Source organism: Thermosulfurimonas dismutans, from assembly GCF_001652585.1.
Lineage (GTDB): Bacteria > Desulfobacterota > Thermodesulfobacteria > Thermodesulfobacteriales > Thermodesulfobacteriaceae > Thermosulfurimonas > Thermosulfurimonas dismutans.
The window spans coordinates 17,678-36,184 of record NZ_LWLG01000006.1 but is presented as its reverse complement, the minus strand read 5'-3'; the positions used below and the strand labels follow the sequence as shown (position 1 = coordinate 36,184).

Sequence of the window (18,507 nt, the reverse complement as noted above, 5' to 3'; positions counted from 1 at the left end):
TGGATGGTAACATAAAATCGTAAAATTCCAAAATATTGGACACCTATATGGACACCAAACCGAGTTGTCAAAAGATTCTAAATTAGGTAGATAAGCCTTTTAAGGGGGAAAAAGAGATACTTATACGGTAGTTTAGGAAAAAACACGAATATTCCAAAATCGAGATGACCGAGGAGCATGAGATCATCGGCGTGGTAAGCCAGAAGATAAAGAAGTATTGAAGTATTAAGACTCTGTTGTATCCGGGGGCCTATATGCCGAAAAAGAATCCTATAGATGAGTTTGTGGAAGAACTAAAGGGCCAAAATACCAGTACTCCCAAATTGGAATTAAAACCACCCCGTCCACCAAAAGAGAAAAGGCGTAGCACGGCCAATCTTGGTTTCGAAGCCAAGCTCTGGGAGGCGGCCAATGCCCTGCGGGGAAGTATGGACGCCGCCGAGTACAAACACGTGGTCCTGGGGCTGATCTTCCTCAAGTACATCTCGGACGCTTTCGAGGAACATCGCAAACGACTTGAACAGGAACCTTACGCCGATCCCGAAGATCCCGACGAGTATCGGGCGGCCAACGTCTTCTGGGTGCCTTCTCCCGCCCGCTGGGAGCGTCTCAAGCAAAACGCCCGTCGGCCGGAGATCGGCCAGATAGTGGACGAGGCCATGGAGGTCTTAGAGCGCGAGAACCCCTCCCTAAAAGGGGTGCTTCCTAAAGATTATGCTCGCCCGGCCCTGGATAAACAGCGCCTGGGCCAACTCATAGATCTGATTACGAATATCCGGTTAGAGGGCGAAGAAGCCCGGTCCAAGGACGTTCTGGGGCGGGTTTACGAATATTTTCTCGGCCAATTTGCCAGCGCCGAAGGCCGAAAAGGGGGTGAATTTTACACTCCGGCTTCGGTGGTAAAGCTTCTGGTCGAGATGCTTGAGCCTTTTGAGGGCCGGGTTTACGACCCTTGCTGTGGCTCTGGCGGCATGTTTGTGCAGTCGGTGCGTTTTGTAGAGGCCCACGCCACGGGCAACGGTAACGGTGGCCGGGCCCGGGCCCGAATCAGCATCTACGGCCAGGAACTTAATTACACCACCTGGCGTCTCTGTAAAATGAACCTCGCCATCCGTGGCATAGAGGGCAAGATCGAGCAAGGCGACACTTTTTTAAATGATCGGTTTCCTGATCTCAAAGCCGATTACATCTTGGCCAATCCACCTTTCAATATGAAGAACTGGGGCGCAGAACAACTCCGCCACGACAAACGCTGGAAATATGGGCTTCCGCCGGCGAGAAATGCCAACTTTGCCTGGCTACAGCACATGATCCATCATCTATCACCAGTAGGTTACGCTGGGGTGGTGCTCGCCAACGGCTCGCTTTCTTCTAATCAGTCAAACGAAGGGGAGATTCGTAAAAATATCGTGGAAGCCGACCTGGTGGACTGCATCGTGGCCCTGCCTGACAAACTTTTTTACACCACCCAGATCCCGGCCTGCCTGTGGTTTCTGGCCAGGGACAAGAGCGGTCGTCCCCCTGCCGGGCAAAAGAAGCGTCTTCGTGACCGCCGGGGCGAAGTGCTTTTTATCGACGCCCGCCGTATGGGTCGTATGGTGGATCGCGTCCATCGGGAGTTAACCGACGAAGAAATCCAAGAAATTGCTCAGACATACCATGCCTGGCGCGGTGAGGAAGGTGCGGGAGAGTATAAGGATGTTCCCGGCTTTTGTAAAAACGTAAGCCTTGAAGAGATCCGCAAACACGACTACGTGCTCACGCCCGGACGGTATGTAGGCATCTCGCAGCAGGAAGAAGACGACGAGCCCTTTGAAGAAAAGCTGAAACGCCTGGTGGCGGAGCTGGAGACTCAATTTGCCGAAAGCACAAAACTTGAAGAAGCTATAAAACGCAATTTAAGGGAGCTTGGGTTTTATGGTAACTAAAAAAACAAATTGGAGGAATTTATGAGGTGGCAAGACTATATTACTTCAAATCCTGAAATTTTGGCTGGAAAACCTGTTATCAAAGGGACGAGACTTTCTGTAGAGTTTATTTTGAATTTACTTGCCGAAGGCTGGACTGTAGAACAAATATTAGAAAATTATCCTTCTCTTACTCTTGATAGCTTAAAAGCGGTTTTCGCGTTTGTCGCCGATTGTATGCGTGAAGAGCTAATTTATGAGTTGGAAAACAGAGAAGCTGCATAATGCTATTAGCTAATGAAAATATTCCGTTAAAGTCCATAAAACTTTTAAGAGACAATGGATACGACGTAAAATCTATTATGGAAGAGTCTCCAGGTATCAGTGATAGAGAAGTTTTAAGAATAGCGCAGAAAGAAGAGAGAATAATCCTTACTTTTGACAAAGATTATGGAAAGATAATTTTTCACGAAAAAGAGTTTCGGCCTGCCGGAATAATATATTTTCGCTTTACTCCTACTTATCCTGAGGAATGTGGAGAAATCTTATTAAAGATTTTAAGTTTGCAAAACATTAAACTTAAAGGAATGTTTACAGTAGTAGAACGAACTAAGATTAGACAGAAGAAACTATAACTAAAACAGAAACAATTTGGGTTTTATGGGGAATAAATCTTTAGAAGAAATAAAACGCATTCTTCAAGCACATAAACCCGTTTTAGCTAAAGAATTTTGCGTTAAAGAGACCAATCTTTTTGGTTCTTATGTGCGTGGCGAGGAAACTACTGCCAGTGATATTGATATTCTAGTTGAGTTTGAAAAGCCTATCGGCTTAAAAATAATAGATCTCAAAGATTATTTAGAACAAATCTTAGGCCTTGAAGTTGATGTAGTTTCTAAAAAAGCTGTTATTCGCAAACCAAGACTCTGGCAGCATATAAAAGAGGAGCTGGTGAATGTTTAATAGCTTACCTCCCGGCTATGCCGAATTTTTAGCGGATTTGAAGGAGCGTATTCGAAGGGCCCGGATCAAAGCTGCCCTTTCCGCCAACCGCGAACTTATCCTGCGCTACTGGGAAATCGGCCGGATGGTCCTGGAACGCCAGAAAAAGGAAGGCTGGGGTTCAAAGGTGATTGACCGTCTGGCACAGGATCTGAGGCGAGAGTTTCCAGACCTGAAGGGTTTTTCAGCCCGGAATTTGAAGTATATGCGGGCTTTTGCTGAAGCCTATCCTGACAAAGAATTTGTGCAGCAGGTTGCTGCACAAATCCCCTGGTTCCATCATTGCACCCTTTTAGATAAAGTCAAAGATCCTGCTGAGCGTATATGGTACATCCGACAAACCATCGAGCATGGGTGGAGCCGAAACGTCCTGGTCCACCAAATAGAAAGCGGCCTTTATCATCGTAAGGGAAAAGCCATTACCAATTTTGATCGGACTTTGCCTGCTCCCCAATCAGACCTTGCTCAAGAAATACTGAAAGATCCCTATGTTTTTGATTTTCTGGGATTGGCGGAAGATATCCGCGAGCGTGAGCTTGAAAGGCAGCTCATCGCCCGCATCCGGGATTTTCTCCTTGAATTAGGAGTTGGTTTTGCCTTTGTGGGTAGTCAAGTTCACCTGGAAGTCGGGGGAGAGGATTTTTACCTGGACCTCCTCTTTTATCACCTAAAACTCCGCTGTTATGTGGTGATAGAACTTAAGACTGGCGAATTCAAGCCGGAATATGCCGGCAAGATGAATTTTTATCTTTCGGCGGTGGACGATTTGTTCCGTCATCCCGACGATAGGCCTTCTATAGGCATCATCCTTTGCAAGTCCAAAAACAAAGTAATCGTAGAGTACGCCTTAAGGGATACCACCAAACCAATAGGCGTTTCTTCTTATCGCCTGACCCGTGCTCTACCGGAGGAGATCAAGAGTAGTTTGCCGAGTGTGGAGGAATTGGAAAGGGAGCTGGAGGGAACGTGAAAATCTTAACGCCAGATTGTATTCGCAGATCAGAAAAAGGATTGAGGAGAGAGTAAGAGTGAATTTTTCGTTTAACGTCTCGCAAAAAAAATGAGAAAAGTACCGATTTCTGACATTGCTATCCCTGTATTAGGAGGCACTCCCAAGCGTGGTATTTCAAGTTACTGGGATGGTTCTATAAAATGGGCTACAGCTAAGGATGTTGTAAACAATAAAGGTAGATATCTTTTCTCTACCGCTGAAACAATAACCGAAGAAGGTCTCAACAATAGTGCGGCCAAGATTTTACCAAAAGGAACAGTAATTATTACTGCACGCGGAACAGTGGGAGCTATTGCCCAATTGGGCGAAAATATGGCGTTTAATCAAACTTGTTATGGCTTGATTCCTAAAGACACAAACAAAATAGATCAAGATTATCTCTACTACGCTTTAAAAGCCTCTATACAGGAAATGCATGCGGTTTCTTATGGGACGGTATTTGATACTATTACCATGAAATCATTTGATGAGATTCAAATTCCTCTTCCACCCCTCCCCGAACAAAAAGCCATCGCTCACATACTCGGCACGCTGGATGACAAGATAGAGCTTAATCGGCGGATGAATGAGACGCTGGAGGAGATGGCGAAGGCCATCTTTAAGTCCTGGTTTGTGGACTTTGCCCCGGTGATTGACAACGCCCTTAAGGCCGGAAACCCCATTCCCGACGCCCTGGCGGAAAAGGCCGCCCGCCGCCGCGCCATCTCCACCCCCAAACTTTCTCCCGAAATCGCCCGGCTCTTCCCTGATTCCTTTGAGGATTCCCCCCTCGGCCCGATACCGAAGGGGTGGAGGGTTAGTTCTTTTACAGAAATTATTGAGATAAATCCTAAATATTCCCTTTCCAAAGGGAAAATTGCTCCTTATGTAGATATGGCATCTTTGCCCACATCGGGATTGGAATTGCTATCTCCCCCCAAGCTCCGAGAATTTACTTCCGGAAGTAAGTTTAAAAATGGTGACGTTTTATTTGCACGCATAACTCCCTGTTTAGAAAACGGCAAAACAACTTTAGTTAACTTTTTAGAAGAAGATCAAGTAGGATGGGGATCAACGGAATTTTTGGTGTTTTCACCTAAAAGAGCTGGATCATATTTTATTTATTGTTTGTCTCGATGGGAAAAATTGAGAGACTTTGCGGTAAAAACTATGAAAGGAACATCTGGCCGTCAAAGAGTTTCTAAAGAAGCCTTTGAACATTTCTATATTCCTGAAGCTCCTTCAGAAATATTAATCCAATTTGAAAAAACCGTTGACCCCCTATTTTTGAAAATAAAATCTAACAACAAAGAATCGCAAACATTATCAGGTGTACGCGACACCCTCCTTCCCAAACTCATTTCCGGTCAAATCCGCATCAAAGATGCGGAAAAGTTTGTGGGGAAATTTTGTGAGCTCAACTAAGAAAAAAACACAAAAGCTAACGGTCTTGCTGCTGAAAGATAACATAAGTTCTTTTCAGGACGCATTACGAAATCCTGATGCACTTAAGAGAATTCCTCTTAGGTCGGAACTTCCTTTTGAAGGAGAGTTTTGGTATTCAACTTCGTTAAGTAGACCTCCTAAATGGATCGAGTTTATTCAACCCTCATTAGATTTGGATCTTAATGAGATAAGTGTTTCAAATGCTTCAGGTGTACTTTTTATAAAAACTGAAAAAAGGATTTTTGCGTTTACCTTTGGTTATGGCCGTAATCTTTTAAAGCCAGATTGTTATGAGCTTAATTTTGGTCTAAAAGTAGTTCTAAATCGAATTCATCCGAATAGATTGCGCAGCTTAGATTTGAGAACTTATGAAGACATGATGCTTGCTACCCGAAAACAAACAAGTCGAGGAGCAGATTTAGGAGTTTTTGGTTTAGATGTTTCGAGAGATTTACTTCGGGCTGTAACAGGAGAGCCTGAAGATGAAGCTTTTGCAAAGCGATTAACTGGAGCTGATGCTCTGACTTTTACTGCACAAATCACAATTGATCAGCTTGGAGAAAAGTGCAAGCAAATTTTAGAGGCTTACTATGATAATCGATATAAACAATATTTCGGCTGGGTAGACTATTTAAACGAAGTAAGAGATCTAAGTCTAATTAAGTTCCTAAACTCTAAATTAGAGGAGGCAATAAAAAACAAAAATATAGAAAAACTTCACTTAGCTCCACCTGAAGTTGTTGATTGGCAATCCATAGACAAATTTCGTATTACCGGAACAAGACAACAAGAGTACGACGATCTTGATATTGAAGAATATCTAAATGTACTTGGAGACAAGACAAATAACCTAACAGTTGAAAAATTAAAAAACTATAGAGTTTCAGTCCGATGGATTAATAATGAACAATTTCAGGATAAGTGGTCACTTTTCAATTGCATTGTGTGGGAAATAATACATGAAGGTCGCTTATATGTTTTAATCGAGGGAAAATGGTTCGAAATTGACAGTAGCTTTGCCGAACGCGTAAAAAGTTTTGTCCAGTCAATACCTCCTCCAGTTTATAATTTACCTACTGCTAGAACTGGAGAGCGAGAATCTGAATATAATCTACGTGTAGCTCAAGAAGATGATAGTTTTATCTGTTTAGATAAAATTCTTATTAAGCCTACAGATGCTGTATCTTCTATAGAATTTTGCGATTTGTTATCCGATAAAAAGCAGATTATTCACGTTAAAAAGAAAACAAGATCCGCTACTTTAAGTCATTTATTTGCTCAAGGAACAGTATCTGCGAGAGTGTTTTTACAAGATAGTTCTGTTCGAGAGAAAATACGTGAAAAAATAGCAACTATGGATAACGGAGAGAGGTTTTTAGAATTGATTCCTGATGCTTCACAAAGACCAAATCCTTCGAGTTATGAGGTTACTTATGTAATTATTAGCAAGAAAATCGGAAGCGATGTAACATCTTTACTTCCATTTTTTAGTCAATTAAATCTTGTGCAAAATGCGAGGTTTTTGCAAGGAATGGGATATAAAGTTGCTCTTCAGGTGGTCGCAGAAGAAGAGTGTTAGCTAGCTATTTGAAATGAATAATATACGAGTGTAATCCATCCTAACTTAAAGACATGTACAAAAAAGCCCGAACAAAAATAGGAGAATCTCCTCGAAGAGGAAAGCCTTGTGAACAATAGGGGTTTTACTAAATTTGTAATGTATGGAGCCAGAGAAGCAAGTGAATCCGGTTTTACTCATATTCACGAACAAATTGAAGCTCTTGAAGATGCTTTGAATAAGGCTAACCCAGGCCTGGTGTTTGACTTGGCTAGAACTCTCCTTGAGAGTGTATGCAAAGCCATTCTTTCTGAGAGAGGTATTCCATACGAAGAAAAATGGGAGCTTCCCAAACTTTTTAAAACCTCCCTTGACGCTCTCCAACTCGTACCAAACTATGTAATTAGAGAAGAACAAGCAAACGAATCAATACGTAAGTTAAACGGGAGCCTTCAAACTGTTGTTCAAAGTATAGTTGAGTTAAGGAATACTTATGGTTTCGCATCTCATGGCAAGGGACCAGACTTTCAAGGTCTTGATAAGGTCCATGCCTTTCTTGTTGCTAGGGCTGTAGACGCAATTGTACATTTCCTTTTTACAGTCCATCGGTTCCCTTTCTCTGAACCGGAAAAACCGTTGGAATACGAAGATAACTCTGTATTTAATGAATACGTAGATGAGGAAAATGGCGAATACGTTCGTATAAATGTCTTGGGAGATATTTTGGAATATAGGCCTAGCGAGGTGCTTTTTTATTTGGATCTAAGAGCCTATGAAAGTTATCTCCAGGCGTTTATAGAATCGAACAAGGAGCAACAATCGTGAGTAATCCTTATAAAATGGCTGAATCCGAAGTTGAATCGGCGGCGCTGGCCTGGCTCGAATCCCTAGGCTGGCAAATAAAGCACGGGCCGGAGATCGCCCCCGGGGAGCCTTTCGCCGAGCGAGACGATTATCGGAAGCCCTTTCTCCCACAACGTCTGAAGGATGCTCTGGCCCGGCTAAACCCGGAACTTCCTGTCGAGGCCCTAGATGAGGCTTTCCGAAAGCTCGTAAACCCTCCCGGCGCCACCTTAGAGGCTCGTAACCGGGCCTTCCACCGAATGCTCGTGGACGGTGTCACGGTGGAATATCGCCGGGAGGATGGCTCCATAGCCGGTGCCCAGGCGCGCGTAATAGACTTTGACGATCCCGAAAATAACGACTTCCTGGCCGTCAACCAATTTACCGTTACCGAAGGCCGCCATACCCGCCGGCCGGACATAGTGCTTTTTGTAAATGGGCTTCCGCTAGTCATCATCGAATTGAAAAATCCGGCGGACGAAGAAGCCACCATCTGGACTGCTTATCAGCAACTCCAGACTTACAAAGTGGAGCTTTCTACTCTCTTTACCTTCAATGAACTTTTAGTCATTTCGGACGGGCTGGAAGCCAGAATGGGTACCTTGACCGCCGGGCGGGAATGGTTCAAACCCTGGCGCACGATCTCGGGCGAGCGGGTGGAGGACGAAGGCGTCCCCCAACTTGAAGTGCTTCTTAAGGGTGTTTTCGAGCCGGGGCGTTTTTTGGAACTGATCCGGGATTTCATGGTTTATGAAGACGACGGCGGTCGACTCACCAAAAAAGTGGCTGGATACCACCAATTCCATGCCGTGCGCGTAGCGGTGCGGGAGACTCTGAGGGCGGCCGCGTTAACCCAAGACGAAGGCTTGCGCGTGAGAGAAGAAATAGGCCGTTATGAAGTGCGGGGCCAGGGTGGGCGGCCCGGCGACCGGCGTATCGGGGTAGTGTGGCATACGCAGGGGTCCGGCAAAAGCTTGACCATGGTCTTCTATGCTGGGCGCATCATTCGTGAACCGGCCATGCAAAATCCTACGGTGGTGGTACTCACCGACCGAAACGATCTCGATGATCAACTATTTGGAGTTTTTTCTCGCTGCCAAGAACTTCTATGCCAGGAGCCTATTCAGGCCAAAAGTCGGGCCCACCTGCGCGAGCTTCTTTCACGAGAAGCCGGAGGTATCATCTTCACTACCATTCAAAAGTTCTTTCCTGACGAGAAAGGCGACCGTCATCCACTACTTTCTCTCCGACGCAACATTGTGGTCATGGCCGACGAAGCTCATCGCAGTCAGTACGATTTCATTGACGGTTTTGCCCGCCATATTCGGGATGCCTTACCCAACGCCTCTTTTATTGCTTTCACGGGAACACCGATTGAGCTTGAGGATCGCAACACGCGAGCTGTCTTTGGCGACTACATCTCCATTTACGATATCCAGCGAGCCGTAGAAGATGGCGCGACGGTGCCCATCTACTACGAAAGCCGGCTGGCAAAGCTTGCGCTACCCGAGGAGCTAAAGCCCAAAATCGACGAAGAATTTGAGGAAGTTACTGAGAGAGAAGAGGTCGAGCGCAAAGAGAAACTCAAAACCAAATGGGCCCAACTTGAAGCCGTTGTGGGGGCGGAACCACGCCTCCGCATGATCGCCGAAGATATAGTGAAGCATTTTGAGCGTCGTCTGGAAGCCCTCGATGGCAAGGGCATGATCGTTTGCATGAGTCGTCGCATATGCGTTGATCTTTACCACCAGATTATTCGCCTGCGTCCTGAATGGCACCATGAGGATGACGATAAAGGCGTAATTAAAGTGATAATGACCGGTTCGGCTTCGGATCCTCCGGAATGGCAGCCCCACATCCGCAACAAAGAAAGACGGGAGTTCCTGGCCCGGCGTTTTCGTGACCCAAACGATCCTTTGAGACTGGTAATCGTGCGCGACATGTGGCTTACGGGCTTCGATTGTCCGAGCCTTCATACTATGTACATTGACAAACCCATGCGCGGCCACGGGCTCATGCAGGCCATCGCCCGGGTGAACCGCGTCTTCCGGGACAAACCCGGAGGGCTGGTGGTGGACTATATTGGCCTGGCCCGCGAATTAAAACAAGCGCTTGCGGTTTATACCGAAAGCGGAGGTAGAGGCCGCACGGCCCTTGATCAGGAAGAAGCGGTGGCGGTCATGCAGGAGAAATACGAAATTTGTTGTGACCTTTTCCACGGCTTTGACTGGTCGGCCTGGAAAACCGGAGCTCCTGAAGAACGTCTGGCCCTCCTTCCCGCTGCACAGGAACATATTTTGGCCCAGCCGGATGGAAAAGAACGTTTTGTCAAGGCGGTGCTTGAACTTTCTAAGGCCTTTGCCCTGGCCGTTCCTCATGAAGAGGCCCTACGCATCCGTGACGACGTGGCCTTTTTTCAGGCCGTACGCTCCGCCCTGGTGAAACGTTCACCTTCTGACGCCCGTCCCGAAGAAGAATTGGATCACGCCCTCCGCCAGTTGGTGGATCGGGCCGTGGCCCCTGAGGGAGTAGTGGATATTTTTGCCGCCGCAGGCCTTAAAAAGCCGGACATTTCCATCCTTTCGGAGGAATTCCTGGCGGAAGTGCGGGATATGCCTCAAAAGAATCTAGCGGTGGAACTTTTGCGCAAACTTTTGCAGGGAGAAATCCGCACCCGGCGGCGCAAAAACGTGGTTCAGGCCCGGCGTTTTTCCGAGATGCTTGAGCGCGCTGTTCGTCGCTATCAGAACCGCGCCATTGAAGCCGCCCAGGTCATTGAAGAGCTGATTGCGCTTGCCCGCGAGATGCGTGAGGCCGACCGGAGAGGGGAAGAATTGGGTTTAAGCGAGGAAGAGGTGGCCTTTTACGATGCCCTAGCGGCCAACGAGAGCGCGGTGGAAGTCTTGGGAGATAAAACTTTGCGCCAGATCGCCCAGGAGCTGGTGCGCCTGGTACGAGAGAATGTCACCGTGGACTGGGCCCAGCGCGAAAACGTAAGGGCCTATTTGAGAGTGTTGGTGAAACGGACCCTTCGTAAATACGGCTACCCCCCGGACAAACAGGAAGAAGCCACGCAGACGGTACTTAAGCAGGCCGAAGTTTTATCTGAAGAATGGGTAAAAATGAACCCTTAATCATTGCCTGCCGATTGCCTGCAGAGCGCAGGCAATTTGGGTATGACAGGACACCAGATTCCAAAAAAATGAATCTTCTAGAGACCTGTAGTGCCCCCTTTCCTTCTGGAAAAGTTCAAGAAGGCCATGCAGGATGTGGAAAGGAGCCCTCGAAGCATCGAAATAGCCTTGGCCACCGTGCGCTATGCCTTCAACCGGGCCAAGGATTGGGGAATTTTTTCGAAAACTTTTCATTTCTTAACTTGCAGTTTCGACACGAAGAGGATAACATTTTGGGAAAGGATGTTTGAATTAGATTCATGGAACCTAAATTTAAGCTCATCCTTAAAGGTCGGCTGCGGGGAGCTATCCCTCTAGAGCACCTTTCTACGGTAGCCCAAGCCCTGAAGGGGCTTTTTTCTCTGCTTAAAGAAGAGGCCCCGTCAACTTACAAAGCGTTTTTTAGAAAATTCCGTCCTGTTTTTGTGGGAATTGAAGAGGGGTCAACGGGTCTTCTCTTCAGTAATGAAGATCAATCAGAACTGTTTACAGAAGAACTGGAAAAGTGGTTTTGGGGAGAGGTTTACGGAGTTTTCGTAGCCATGAACAACGGAAATCAGAAAACTTATGCCCGTAAAATTTTGCGTATAGCCAAAATGCAGGGCCTTTTCAATAAAGACTGGGAAGCGATTGAGGCTGTGGATATGCTTGGGAACAGAAAAACCACGGTTTCTGCTAAAACTTTCTTTCAAGCGGTAGAAAAAGCAAGAAAAGAACCGTTTGAGGAAGACAAAGTCCTTTTGGGGACGATCAAGAAAATCGACACTCATCCGAACAGACGTACTTTTACCCTTAAAACCCTGCTGGGGGAAGAAATCTCGGTCAGTTATCCTCTGGGGCTAGAAGAAGAAGTCTGCCGGTATCTTAGGAAAACAGTGCGGGCCTATGGAACAGCTCTGGTAGATCCCACCACATTTCGTATCCTTTCTTTCAAGCTCAAGGCTATTGAGCCTTACGGTATCACAAGCAGAGAAGATCTAGAGAGAGCAAGGAAGCGTCCGCAGGAGCTCAGAAGGTTTGAGGGCATTTTCCAAGAGGTGGCCTCTGCTAGAAGTACGGAGGAAATAACAGAATGGCAGAAGGAAACTCTTTGGGGAAGTTGATCGAAGTTGTAGCCGACACAAATGTCGTTAACAATTACCTCCGAGGAGAAACCTATTTCCTACCCAAAGACTTCCCCGACAAATTTCGCATCTTTATTTCGTTTGCCACTCTTACCGAGCTTCTTCTATGGGTCAAATTGATAGAAGAGGAAGAATCTCTTTCGGCAGAAGAAAAACAAGCTCTTAAAAATGATTTGATGAGCTTTTTGGCGGAAGTCGAAGTAATTCATTCCACGGAAGAAATTTGCGAGACGGCGGCGGACCTGGCTTTCAGGGTAAAAAAGAAAACCGGAGGGGAGTTTCGCCGCAGGTGGAGCGACATTTTTATTGCGGCTTCGGCTAGGGTTTTAGGGATTCCGGTATTGACAAGAAACGAAAACGATAAAGATCAAGCTAGCCGCCCAAGAAGATCCCGAAATCGCCAAGAAATGGGTAAAAAAATCGATTCTGGGACAAATTTGAGCCCTAGAGAGGCAAGGAATTGCTGGTGGGCCGCGGAGGACTCGAACCTCCAACCTATGGATTAAGAGTCCATTGCTCTACCAGTTGAGCTAGCGGCCCACCAGGGTCTAAGATAACACCCTCTCAAGGACTGTCAAGAAAAATAATGAGGGTGTTCGAAAAAACTAGATATTGACGTTGGGGGAGCCTAGAATTAACTCCCCCAACATGAGAAGAAGCAAACTGCGTCTCAAGACCATCTTCAAAATAACCCGAGCTATAATAAATGAAAAGCCTCTGGCCTTTCGAGGTCGCCCAAAAACTTATTCCGATGCCTTCATTATCTCTATCTTCCTCTACCAAACCCTAAAAAATCTATCCTACCGAGAAGCCCTAGAAGAGGCCTTCGATATATTGGGACGAAGACCCGCCCTTTCTACCTACCACTACCGAGTCTCAAAATTCCCTAAACAATCCCTGAAAATCCTTCTCCAAGAATTGGCCCGAAAACTTCTAGCAAAAGAACATCACCTCTTTTTCTTTATCTCTGATGGCACCGGTTTTAGTTATCATGACCTCTATCCTTTAAAATTCTTAAGAGGCTCAGAAATCAGAAAAGTAAAAGCCCATATAAGAGTGGTCCCCATAATCGGAGTAACTTCATCCGGAAAAAGAATCGTCATTACCGCTGAAACCGGAGGTCCCTATGCCAGCGAGGTAAAACTTCTCCTGGAAGCTCTGACAGAGATTGATCCGGTCACTTTTAAAGCCGAATGTCTTATAGCAGATAAATGCTATGATAGTCTCAAGGTCATGGAAAAACTTGTAGAGCTTGGATTAAAACCGGCCATAAAAGTAAAAGAAACCTTCAGGCAGAAGGTAAAACATCCTCTGCGGAAAGATTCCAGAATTTTCTGGGAGAAATGGGGCCGAAATAGATATCTGATTGAAAGTTTGTTTGGTACGGTAAAACTGAAAATAGGCTCGCATTTTAGGGTAAGAAAGGAAGAAATAGCCCAGAAGAGAGGACTGGCCGCTTTTGTGCTCTATAATATGTACCTCCTGGCTACCCTCCTCTATATCTCGTTGCTCCTTAAAAACTATTTTCGAACACTCTCAGAAAAATAATCCAATATGGCGGAGACCAGCCCCGGAATGGTATATTCCCGTGCCTCAATCTGCGGTGGATGGCCTAGTTTTCTAAGGGTCTCACTGGTGATGGGGCCTATAGAGGCCAGAACTACCCCTTCGAGCAGGGATTCGTGTCCCTCAAGGAGTTTGAAGAGGTTCTTGGCGGTCGAGGAACTGGTGAAGGTGATGAGGTCCACGCCCTCTTTCAGGGCCGAAAGTAGAGCCTCCCGGGACTCTTCGGGAAGGACCGTACGGTAGGCCGGAACCACACTGACCTCGGCTCCGAAGTCCCTGAGCTTTTTCGGCAGGATCTCCCTGGCCTCCTCAGCTCGAGGAAGGAGGATCTTCTTGCCGGCAATCTCCATCTTTTCAAAGGCCGCGATGAGTCCCTCGGCCCTGAATTCCGACGGAATGAGATCCGCTTTGAGACCCATTTCCGCAAGCGAGGCCGCGGTGGCCGTTCCTATGACGGCCAGCTTTGTCCGGTATAGACTGCGCGCGTCCCTTCCGAGAGCCCAGAGTCTCTCCCCAAAATATTTAACAGCATTCTGGGAAGTGAAGATCACCCAGTCAAAGGTCTCGATCTCTTGGATGGCCTGATCCAGAGGCTCGAAACTTTCAGGAGGCACAATTTTGATGGTCGGGATCTCGATGCATTCCGCCCCGGCCTCCTCTAAGGCCTCCACCAGTTGACTGGCCTGCTCCCGAGTGCGGGTCACCACGACCTTTTTCCCGAAAAGCGGCTTAGTCTCAAACCACCTGAATTTTTCACGCAGACGGGCCACCTCGCCCACCAGGATGATGGCCGGAGCCGAAAGCCCGGCTTCATTAACCCGCTCCACGATATTTGAGAGGGTTCCCTCCGCCACCCGCTGCCTGGGAGTGGTCCCCCACTGGATGACCGTCACCGGAGTATCCTGGGATCTGCCGTTCTGGAGGAGGTTTTCACAGATACGGGGCAGGTTTTTCATGCCCATGAGGAAGATGAGGGTTCCGATGCGGGCGAGGGCCTCCCAGTCGATGGCCGAATCCTCTTTACCTTCGGCCTCATGTCCGGTAATGAGGGCCAAGGTGGAGGTGTATTCCCGGTGGGTTACTGGAATGCCGGCGTAGGCCGGAACGGCAAAGGCCGAGGTGATTCCCGGGATGACTTCAAAAGGAATGTCTTCGGCCAATAGAGCCTCGATTTCCTCCCCCCCTCGACCGAAGATGAAGGGATCTCCTCCCTTGAGCCGCACTACGGTCTTGCCCTCTAGGGCCTTCTTTACCAGAAGCCGGTTTATGCCCTCCTGGGATAGGGTATGACAGCCTCCCTTCTTGCCTACATAGATCCTTTCAGCCTCCGGCGGAACGTGCGAGAGTAACTTGGGGTTGGCCAAATAGTCGTAGACCACCACCTCGGCTTTGTTCAAGGCCTTGATACCCTTGAGAGTGATGAGCCCTGGATCTCCCGGGCCTGCGCCTACCAGATAGACTTTGCCCTTTTTCATGCGAGAAGCTCCGCCAAGATTTCTTGACCACCCCTTTCAAGGAGAATCTCGGCAAGTTTTATACCCAAGGCTTCGCCTTCTTCCGGAGAACCCTCCAGTCTCTCCCGATAAAACCTGCGGCCTTCGGTATCGGCAATGAAACCCTCGATCACAAGAAGACCATCTGTTAAGGTTGCATGGGCCGCCAGTGGTACTTGGCAACCACCTTGAAGCCTTTTGAGAAAGGCCCTTTCCGCTTGGGCACAAAGGGCCGTTTTTGGATGGTGAAGGCTAGCAAGGATTTCCCTGGTCTCTACATCTTCTTCTCTGGCCTCAATGGCCAGTACTCCTTGCCCCACCGCTGGAAGCATAATTTCGGGAGACAAGGGTTCCCTTTCTACGTCAAGACCAAGACGTTTAAGGCCGGCTTCGGCTAGAATGATGGCCTCGTACTGACCTTCCGAGAGTTTACGCAGCCGGGTATCCACGTTTCCCCGAAGGGGGAGGATCTCAAGATCTGGTCTTAGTCGTTTGAGCTGGGCCTGGCGTCTAAGACTGCTGGTACCTACCTTGGCTCCCTCAGGGAGTTCGGAAAAACTCTTTAACTCTCGTCCCACAAATACGTCTCGGGGATCTTCTCTTTCCGGGATGGCCACGATACCTAGTCCCTCCGGCAACTCCGAGGGCACATCTTTCATGCTGTGGACTGCAAAGTCTATCTCCTTCCGGAGGAGGGCCTCCTCGATCTCCTTAACGAAAAGCCCTTTGCCCCCGATCTTGGCCAGTGGCACGTCCAGGATCTTGTCCCCTTTGGTCTTGATAATGACTTTTTCGATCTGGACCTCTGGATAACGGGTCCTAATCTGATTAACTACCCAGTTGGTCTGGGCTAGGGCTAGCTTGCTTCCTCGGGTGCCTACACGTAGTAGTTTTTTCATCAGTGGCAAGTACTACAGGATCCTCCGGCACAGCCGCTACAGGCTCCGCCGGAAGCCGTGCTCACAAACTTCCCTTCACTCTTGAACCCGCAGGCCGACATGAGTTTTTTGACCTTTTCGGACTGACACTTTTTACACTTGATACCCTCGATTTTCCCTCCGAAAACTAGTTCCTCGAATACTTCCCCGCAGGCCTCACATTCGAATTCATAGATGGGCATCTTCTTCCTCCCACAACTCGATTAAGGCTCCATAAAGGAGCGGTATCAAAATCTCGTGGTGTCCAGTAATACTATAACCCTTTCCGCCGGAAAGGGTAGGGCGATGGACCACGTTGGTAAGAGGACGATAATGGCGGATAAAATCAAAATTGGCGGTTACGAACTTTTCTACCTTGAAACCGAGGTTTCGCACGGCGCTCAGGGCCTTGAGAAAGACCTCCGGCAGGATGACCGTGGAGCCTGCGAGGAGAAACACCCCGCCCTCAAGTTCGGAGACTAGGCGGGAAAAAATCTGAAAATCTATATAGGAGGCCCGTCCGATGGCCGCCCCGTCGGCCGAGGGATGAATGTGGACGATATCCGTTCCTAGGGCCACATGCACCGTGATCGGAAGGTCCAGCTCGTAGGCCCTTCCAAAGAGGCTAAGGTGTTTATAGGGAAAATCGGACTCGGCGATGAGTTTACCTAGGGCTCTGCCCAGACCCGGGCCTTCGGCCCCGAGGCGGGCGGCTTCGTTTAGGAGTTCGCCGGTCTCCCGTGCAGCCCCGAAACTTCCGTCTTTCAGGGCTTCGGCCACGTCTTCGGAAGTAATACCGGCCATAGCCAGTTCGGCGTCGTGAACCATGGCCGCCCCGTTGGTGGAAAGCGCCGAGATAATGCCCTTTTCCATAAGGGATAGGATGAAGGGGCTCACGCCCACCTTGATGACATGGGCCCCGAAGGCGAAGATGAAAGGTCTTTTCGCCTTTCGCGCCTCGACTACGGCCTGGGCGATCTCGAGAAGATCGCGAGCGGCTAGCTCCTGCGGAAGACTCTCCAGAAACTCCCTGAAACGGGCCCCGCGCTGAAAGGGGTGGCCCAGTTTTTCTAGAGAAACCTTGCTTTTGCGTTCATAAAGGGAATAGCTTTTGAGATCTTTAAAACTTAAAGGTTCTGGCCTATTTCCCAAAATAGGCCTCCTCTATGAGTTCGGAGAATACATGGATGAAAAGGAGATGGCCCTCCTGAATACGAGGGGTTTCCTCGGAAGGCACGGTGATTACTAGGTCCGAAACCTCGGGCATCCCTCCGCCTGTTCCTCCAGTAAGTCCTACGGTAAAGAGCCCGAGCTCCCTAGCCCGGGCCAGCGCCTTGAGCACGTTCGGTGAACGACCACTGGTGCTTATCCCGAGGGCGATGTCCCCGGCTCTACCAAGGGCCTCGATCTGTTTTACGAAAACCAGAGAGAAGTCGTAGTCATTGGCTACGGCCGTAAGGATGGAGGTGTCAGTGGTAAGGGCCAGCGCTGGAAGCGGAGTCCGTTCCCTCTTGAAACGGTTTACTAGCTCAGCTGCCAGGTGCTGGGCATCCGCGGCACTGCCCCCGTTTCCAAATACCAAAAGTTTGCCCCCGTTCCTGAAAACTTCACAGGTCTTTTCCACTAGGGAGAGGATCTTCGGTCCTTCGGTTTCGACAAAGCGGGCCGTGACCTCGTGTGAGGCCGAAAGGATGGCCTTAATTTTTTCCATCATCTCTCCCGAAAACGAGGTCCCTCAAACGATAGAAGGACAAGCCAAGATATTCATGTATGGCCTCATTGGTAAGTTCAAGATATACCGGATAGGGAAAGAGATAAAGGATGTGGAAAGGGGTGAAACGGCAGGTGTGGGAGACGTACACCGCCGGATAGGGGATAGGAGATAGTCCTTCGCGCTTAAAAAGATACATCGAGCGCCGGAGGTGGTGAGCGCTGGTTAGTAGAACAAAAGGCTGGTCACTAAGTCTTTCCTTCAGGGCCGCTACGGTGGAAATAGTATCTAAGGGGGCATCGAGGGCTTCAACTTTAAAGCCCAGTTCTTCGCCTATTTCCTTGAGATATTTTGCCCCTGGCCCCTCAAGGGACCCCCCGGCCACGATAAGGGGTATCTCTGGCAAACGTTTCTTAAGCCTTAAGGCCGCTATGAACCGAGCCCAAGTCTCTCGACTAAAGCGCTCCTCAAGAAGGAGGTCCTTTTGACCATAGATCTTGGCTGGAAGAACTACAATGGCCCGAGCTTGGGATAGCTCCTGCGGATTCGGGCGCTTGAAGCCAGCCTCAAGAGGCCTGAGGAGATAGTAGGGTAGAAAGGGGGTGCTTGCTAGGTAATAGAGAAGGAGAGCCGTGAATAACAGCGCTCTCCGCCGCCCTCGTCTCTTGCCCCACAGGGCATAGAAGCTTACCCCCAGGAGGAGAAGAAAAATCAAGCCCGAGGGATAGAGCAAATAAAGAGCAATCTTTTTTATCAGGAAGGTGTTCGACATGGGA

The 18,507-nt window shown here is 48.3% G+C and carries 18 protein-coding genes and 1 tRNA gene; 12 read left to right on the top strand and 7 right to left on the bottom strand.

Annotation, left to right across the window (positions count from 1 at the left end; genetic code table 11):
- The first annotated feature begins 254 nt into the window (after positions 1–254).
- From TDIS_RS05385 to TDIS_RS11550, 11 genes are all read left to right on the top strand, one after another.
- A complete protein-coding gene (locus TDIS_RS05385; protein WP_084270984.1) occupies positions 255–1,928 on the top strand; it encodes a class I SAM-dependent DNA methyltransferase in 1,674 nt (557 codons plus the stop codon).
- Positions 1,929–1,949: 21 nt separating this feature from the next.
- Positions 1,950–2,192, top strand: coding sequence for a DUF433 domain-containing protein (locus TDIS_RS05380; RefSeq protein ID WP_068670106.1), 243 nt, complete (start codon positions 1,950–1,952; stop codon positions 2,190–2,192).
- On the top strand, positions 2,192–2,542 hold the full coding sequence (locus TDIS_RS05375) for a DUF5615 family PIN-like protein (RefSeq protein WP_068670104.1): 351 nt from the start codon (positions 2,192–2,194) through the stop codon (positions 2,540–2,542). Before TDIS_RS05380 ends, TDIS_RS05375 begins: the two co-directional genes overlap by 1 nt.
- 25 nt (positions 2,543–2,567) lie before the next feature.
- The gene (locus TDIS_RS05370; protein WP_068670102.1) at positions 2,568–2,870 is read left to right on the top strand and encodes a nucleotidyltransferase family protein; all 303 of its coding nucleotides are present in this window, start codon (positions 2,568–2,570) and stop codon (positions 2,868–2,870) included.
- Entirely contained in the window at positions 2,863–3,879 is a 1,017-nt protein-coding gene (locus TDIS_RS05365) for a PDDEXK nuclease domain-containing protein (RefSeq protein WP_068670100.1), read from the top strand. Before TDIS_RS05370 ends, TDIS_RS05365 begins: the two co-directional genes overlap by 8 nt.
- A gap of 90 nt (positions 3,880–3,969) precedes the next feature.
- Complete coding sequence (locus TDIS_RS05360) at positions 3,970–5,325, top strand: restriction endonuclease subunit S (protein ID WP_068670098.1); 1,356 nt, start codon at positions 3,970–3,972, stop codon at positions 5,323–5,325.
- A complete protein-coding gene (locus TDIS_RS05355; RefSeq protein ID WP_161939482.1) occupies positions 5,312–6,925 on the top strand; it encodes a DUF6119 family protein in 1,614 nt (537 codons plus the stop codon). The genes TDIS_RS05360 and TDIS_RS05355 overlap by 14 nt, the downstream gene beginning before the upstream one ends.
- Before the next feature lie 108 nt (positions 6,926–7,033).
- Complete coding sequence (locus tag TDIS_RS05350; RefSeq protein ID WP_068670096.1) at positions 7,034–7,729, top strand: abortive infection family protein; 696 nt, start codon at positions 7,034–7,036, stop codon at positions 7,727–7,729.
- A 14-nt stretch (positions 7,730–7,743) separates the two neighbouring features.
- The gene (locus TDIS_RS05345) at positions 7,744–10,881 is read left to right on the top strand and encodes a type I restriction endonuclease subunit R (RefSeq protein WP_068670224.1); all 3,138 of its coding nucleotides are present in this window, start codon (positions 7,744–7,746) and stop codon (positions 10,879–10,881) included.
- A 299-nt stretch (positions 10,882–11,180) separates the two neighbouring features.
- Positions 11,181–12,023 (top strand): hypothetical protein, encoded by an 843-nt coding sequence (locus tag TDIS_RS05340; protein ID WP_068670094.1) that lies wholly within the window; start codon positions 11,181–11,183, stop codon positions 12,021–12,023.
- Positions 11,993–12,550, top strand: a complete 558-nt coding sequence (locus TDIS_RS11550; RefSeq protein WP_084270983.1) for a type II toxin-antitoxin system VapC family toxin — start codon at positions 11,993–11,995, stop codon at positions 12,548–12,550. Before TDIS_RS05340 ends, TDIS_RS11550 begins: the two co-directional genes overlap by 31 nt.
- On the opposite strand, the gene TDIS_RS05335 is transcribed toward TDIS_RS11550, so the two are convergent.
- Positions 12,509–12,584: transfer RNA gene (locus TDIS_RS05335), tRNA-Lys, on the bottom strand. The two genes, TDIS_RS11550 and TDIS_RS05335, sit on opposite strands and share 42 nt — an antisense overlap.
- Before the next feature lie 108 nt (positions 12,585–12,692).
- Here TDIS_RS05335 and TDIS_RS05330 point away from each other — a divergent pair.
- Positions 12,693–13,592, top strand: coding sequence for a transposase (locus tag TDIS_RS05330; RefSeq protein ID WP_068670092.1), 900 nt, complete (start codon positions 12,693–12,695; stop codon positions 13,590–13,592).
- Here the strand turns inward: TDIS_RS05330 and cobA are convergent.
- From cobA to TDIS_RS05300, 6 genes are read right to left on the bottom strand one after another with little or no spacing between them, the layout of a single operon-like run.
- Complete coding sequence (cobA, locus tag TDIS_RS05325; protein WP_068670090.1) at positions 13,565–15,085, bottom strand: uroporphyrinogen-III C-methyltransferase; 1,521 nt, start codon at positions 15,083–15,085, stop codon at positions 13,565–13,567. The genes TDIS_RS05330 and cobA overlap by 28 nt on opposite strands.
- Positions 15,082–16,002 (bottom strand): hydroxymethylbilane synthase, encoded by a 921-nt coding sequence (gene hemC / locus TDIS_RS05320; RefSeq protein ID WP_068670088.1) that lies wholly within the window; start codon positions 16,000–16,002, stop codon positions 15,082–15,084. Before hemC ends, cobA begins: the two co-directional genes overlap by 4 nt.
- On the bottom strand, positions 16,002–16,223 hold the full coding sequence (locus tag TDIS_RS05315; protein ID WP_068670086.1) for an FmdB family zinc ribbon protein: 222 nt from the start codon (positions 16,221–16,223) through the stop codon (positions 16,002–16,004). The genes hemC and TDIS_RS05315 overlap by 1 nt, the downstream gene beginning before the upstream one ends.
- Positions 16,210–17,172: a GSU2086 family protein gene (locus TDIS_RS05310; protein WP_068670084.1), complete on the bottom strand. Its 963-nt coding sequence runs from the start codon at positions 17,170–17,172 to the stop codon at positions 16,210–16,212. Before TDIS_RS05310 ends, TDIS_RS05315 begins: the two co-directional genes overlap by 14 nt.
- Positions 17,162–17,734, bottom strand: coding sequence for a D-sedoheptulose 7-phosphate isomerase (locus TDIS_RS05305; protein WP_068670082.1), 573 nt, complete (start codon positions 17,732–17,734; stop codon positions 17,162–17,164). Before TDIS_RS05305 ends, TDIS_RS05310 begins: the two co-directional genes overlap by 11 nt.
- On the bottom strand, positions 17,718–18,503 hold the full coding sequence (locus TDIS_RS05300; RefSeq protein ID WP_068670080.1) for a YdcF family protein: 786 nt from the start codon (positions 18,501–18,503) through the stop codon (positions 17,718–17,720). Before TDIS_RS05300 ends, TDIS_RS05305 begins: the two co-directional genes overlap by 17 nt.
- Positions 18,504–18,507: the final 4 nt, after the last annotated feature.

Coding starts and splice junctions, on each gene's coding strand:
- TDIS_RS05365 (WP_068670100.1), top strand. CDS start 2,863: ATGTTTAATAGCTTACCTCCCGGCTATGCCGAATTTTTAGCGGATTTG.
- TDIS_RS05340 (WP_068670094.1), top strand. CDS start 11,181: ATGGAACCTAAATTTAAGCTCATCCTTAAAGGTCGGCTGCGGGGAGCT.
- TDIS_RS11550 (WP_084270983.1), top strand. CDS start 11,993: ATGGCAGAAGGAAACTCTTTGGGGAAGTTGATCGAAGTTGTAGCCGAC.
- TDIS_RS05380 (WP_068670106.1), top strand. CDS start 1,950: ATGAGGTGGCAAGACTATATTACTTCAAATCCTGAAATTTTGGCTGGA.
- hemC (WP_068670088.1), bottom strand. CDS start 16,002: ATGAAAAAACTACTACGTGTAGGCACCCGAGGAAGCAAGCTAGCCCTA.
- TDIS_RS05315 (WP_068670086.1), bottom strand. CDS start 16,223: ATGCCCATCTATGAATTCGAATGTGAGGCCTGCGGGGAAGTATTCGAG.
- TDIS_RS05385 (WP_084270984.1), top strand. CDS start 255: ATGCCGAAAAAGAATCCTATAGATGAGTTTGTGGAAGAACTAAAGGGC.
- TDIS_RS05300 (WP_068670080.1), bottom strand. CDS start 18,503: ATGTCGAACACCTTCCTGATAAAAAAGATTGCTCTTTATTTGCTCTAT.
- TDIS_RS05370 (WP_068670102.1), top strand. CDS start 2,568: ATGGGGAATAAATCTTTAGAAGAAATAAAACGCATTCTTCAAGCACAT.
- TDIS_RS05345 (WP_068670224.1), top strand. CDS start 7,744: ATGGCTGAATCCGAAGTTGAATCGGCGGCGCTGGCCTGGCTCGAATCC.
- cobA (WP_068670090.1), bottom strand. CDS start 15,085: ATGAAAAAGGGCAAAGTCTATCTGGTAGGCGCAGGCCCGGGAGATCCA.
- TDIS_RS05330 (WP_068670092.1), top strand. CDS start 12,693: ATGAGAAGAAGCAAACTGCGTCTCAAGACCATCTTCAAAATAACCCGA.
- TDIS_RS05360 (WP_068670098.1), top strand. CDS start 3,970: ATGAGAAAAGTACCGATTTCTGACATTGCTATCCCTGTATTAGGAGGC.
- TDIS_RS05305 (WP_068670082.1), bottom strand. CDS start 17,734: ATGATGGAAAAAATTAAGGCCATCCTTTCGGCCTCACACGAGGTCACG.
- TDIS_RS05375 (WP_068670104.1), top strand. CDS start 2,192: ATGCTATTAGCTAATGAAAATATTCCGTTAAAGTCCATAAAACTTTTA.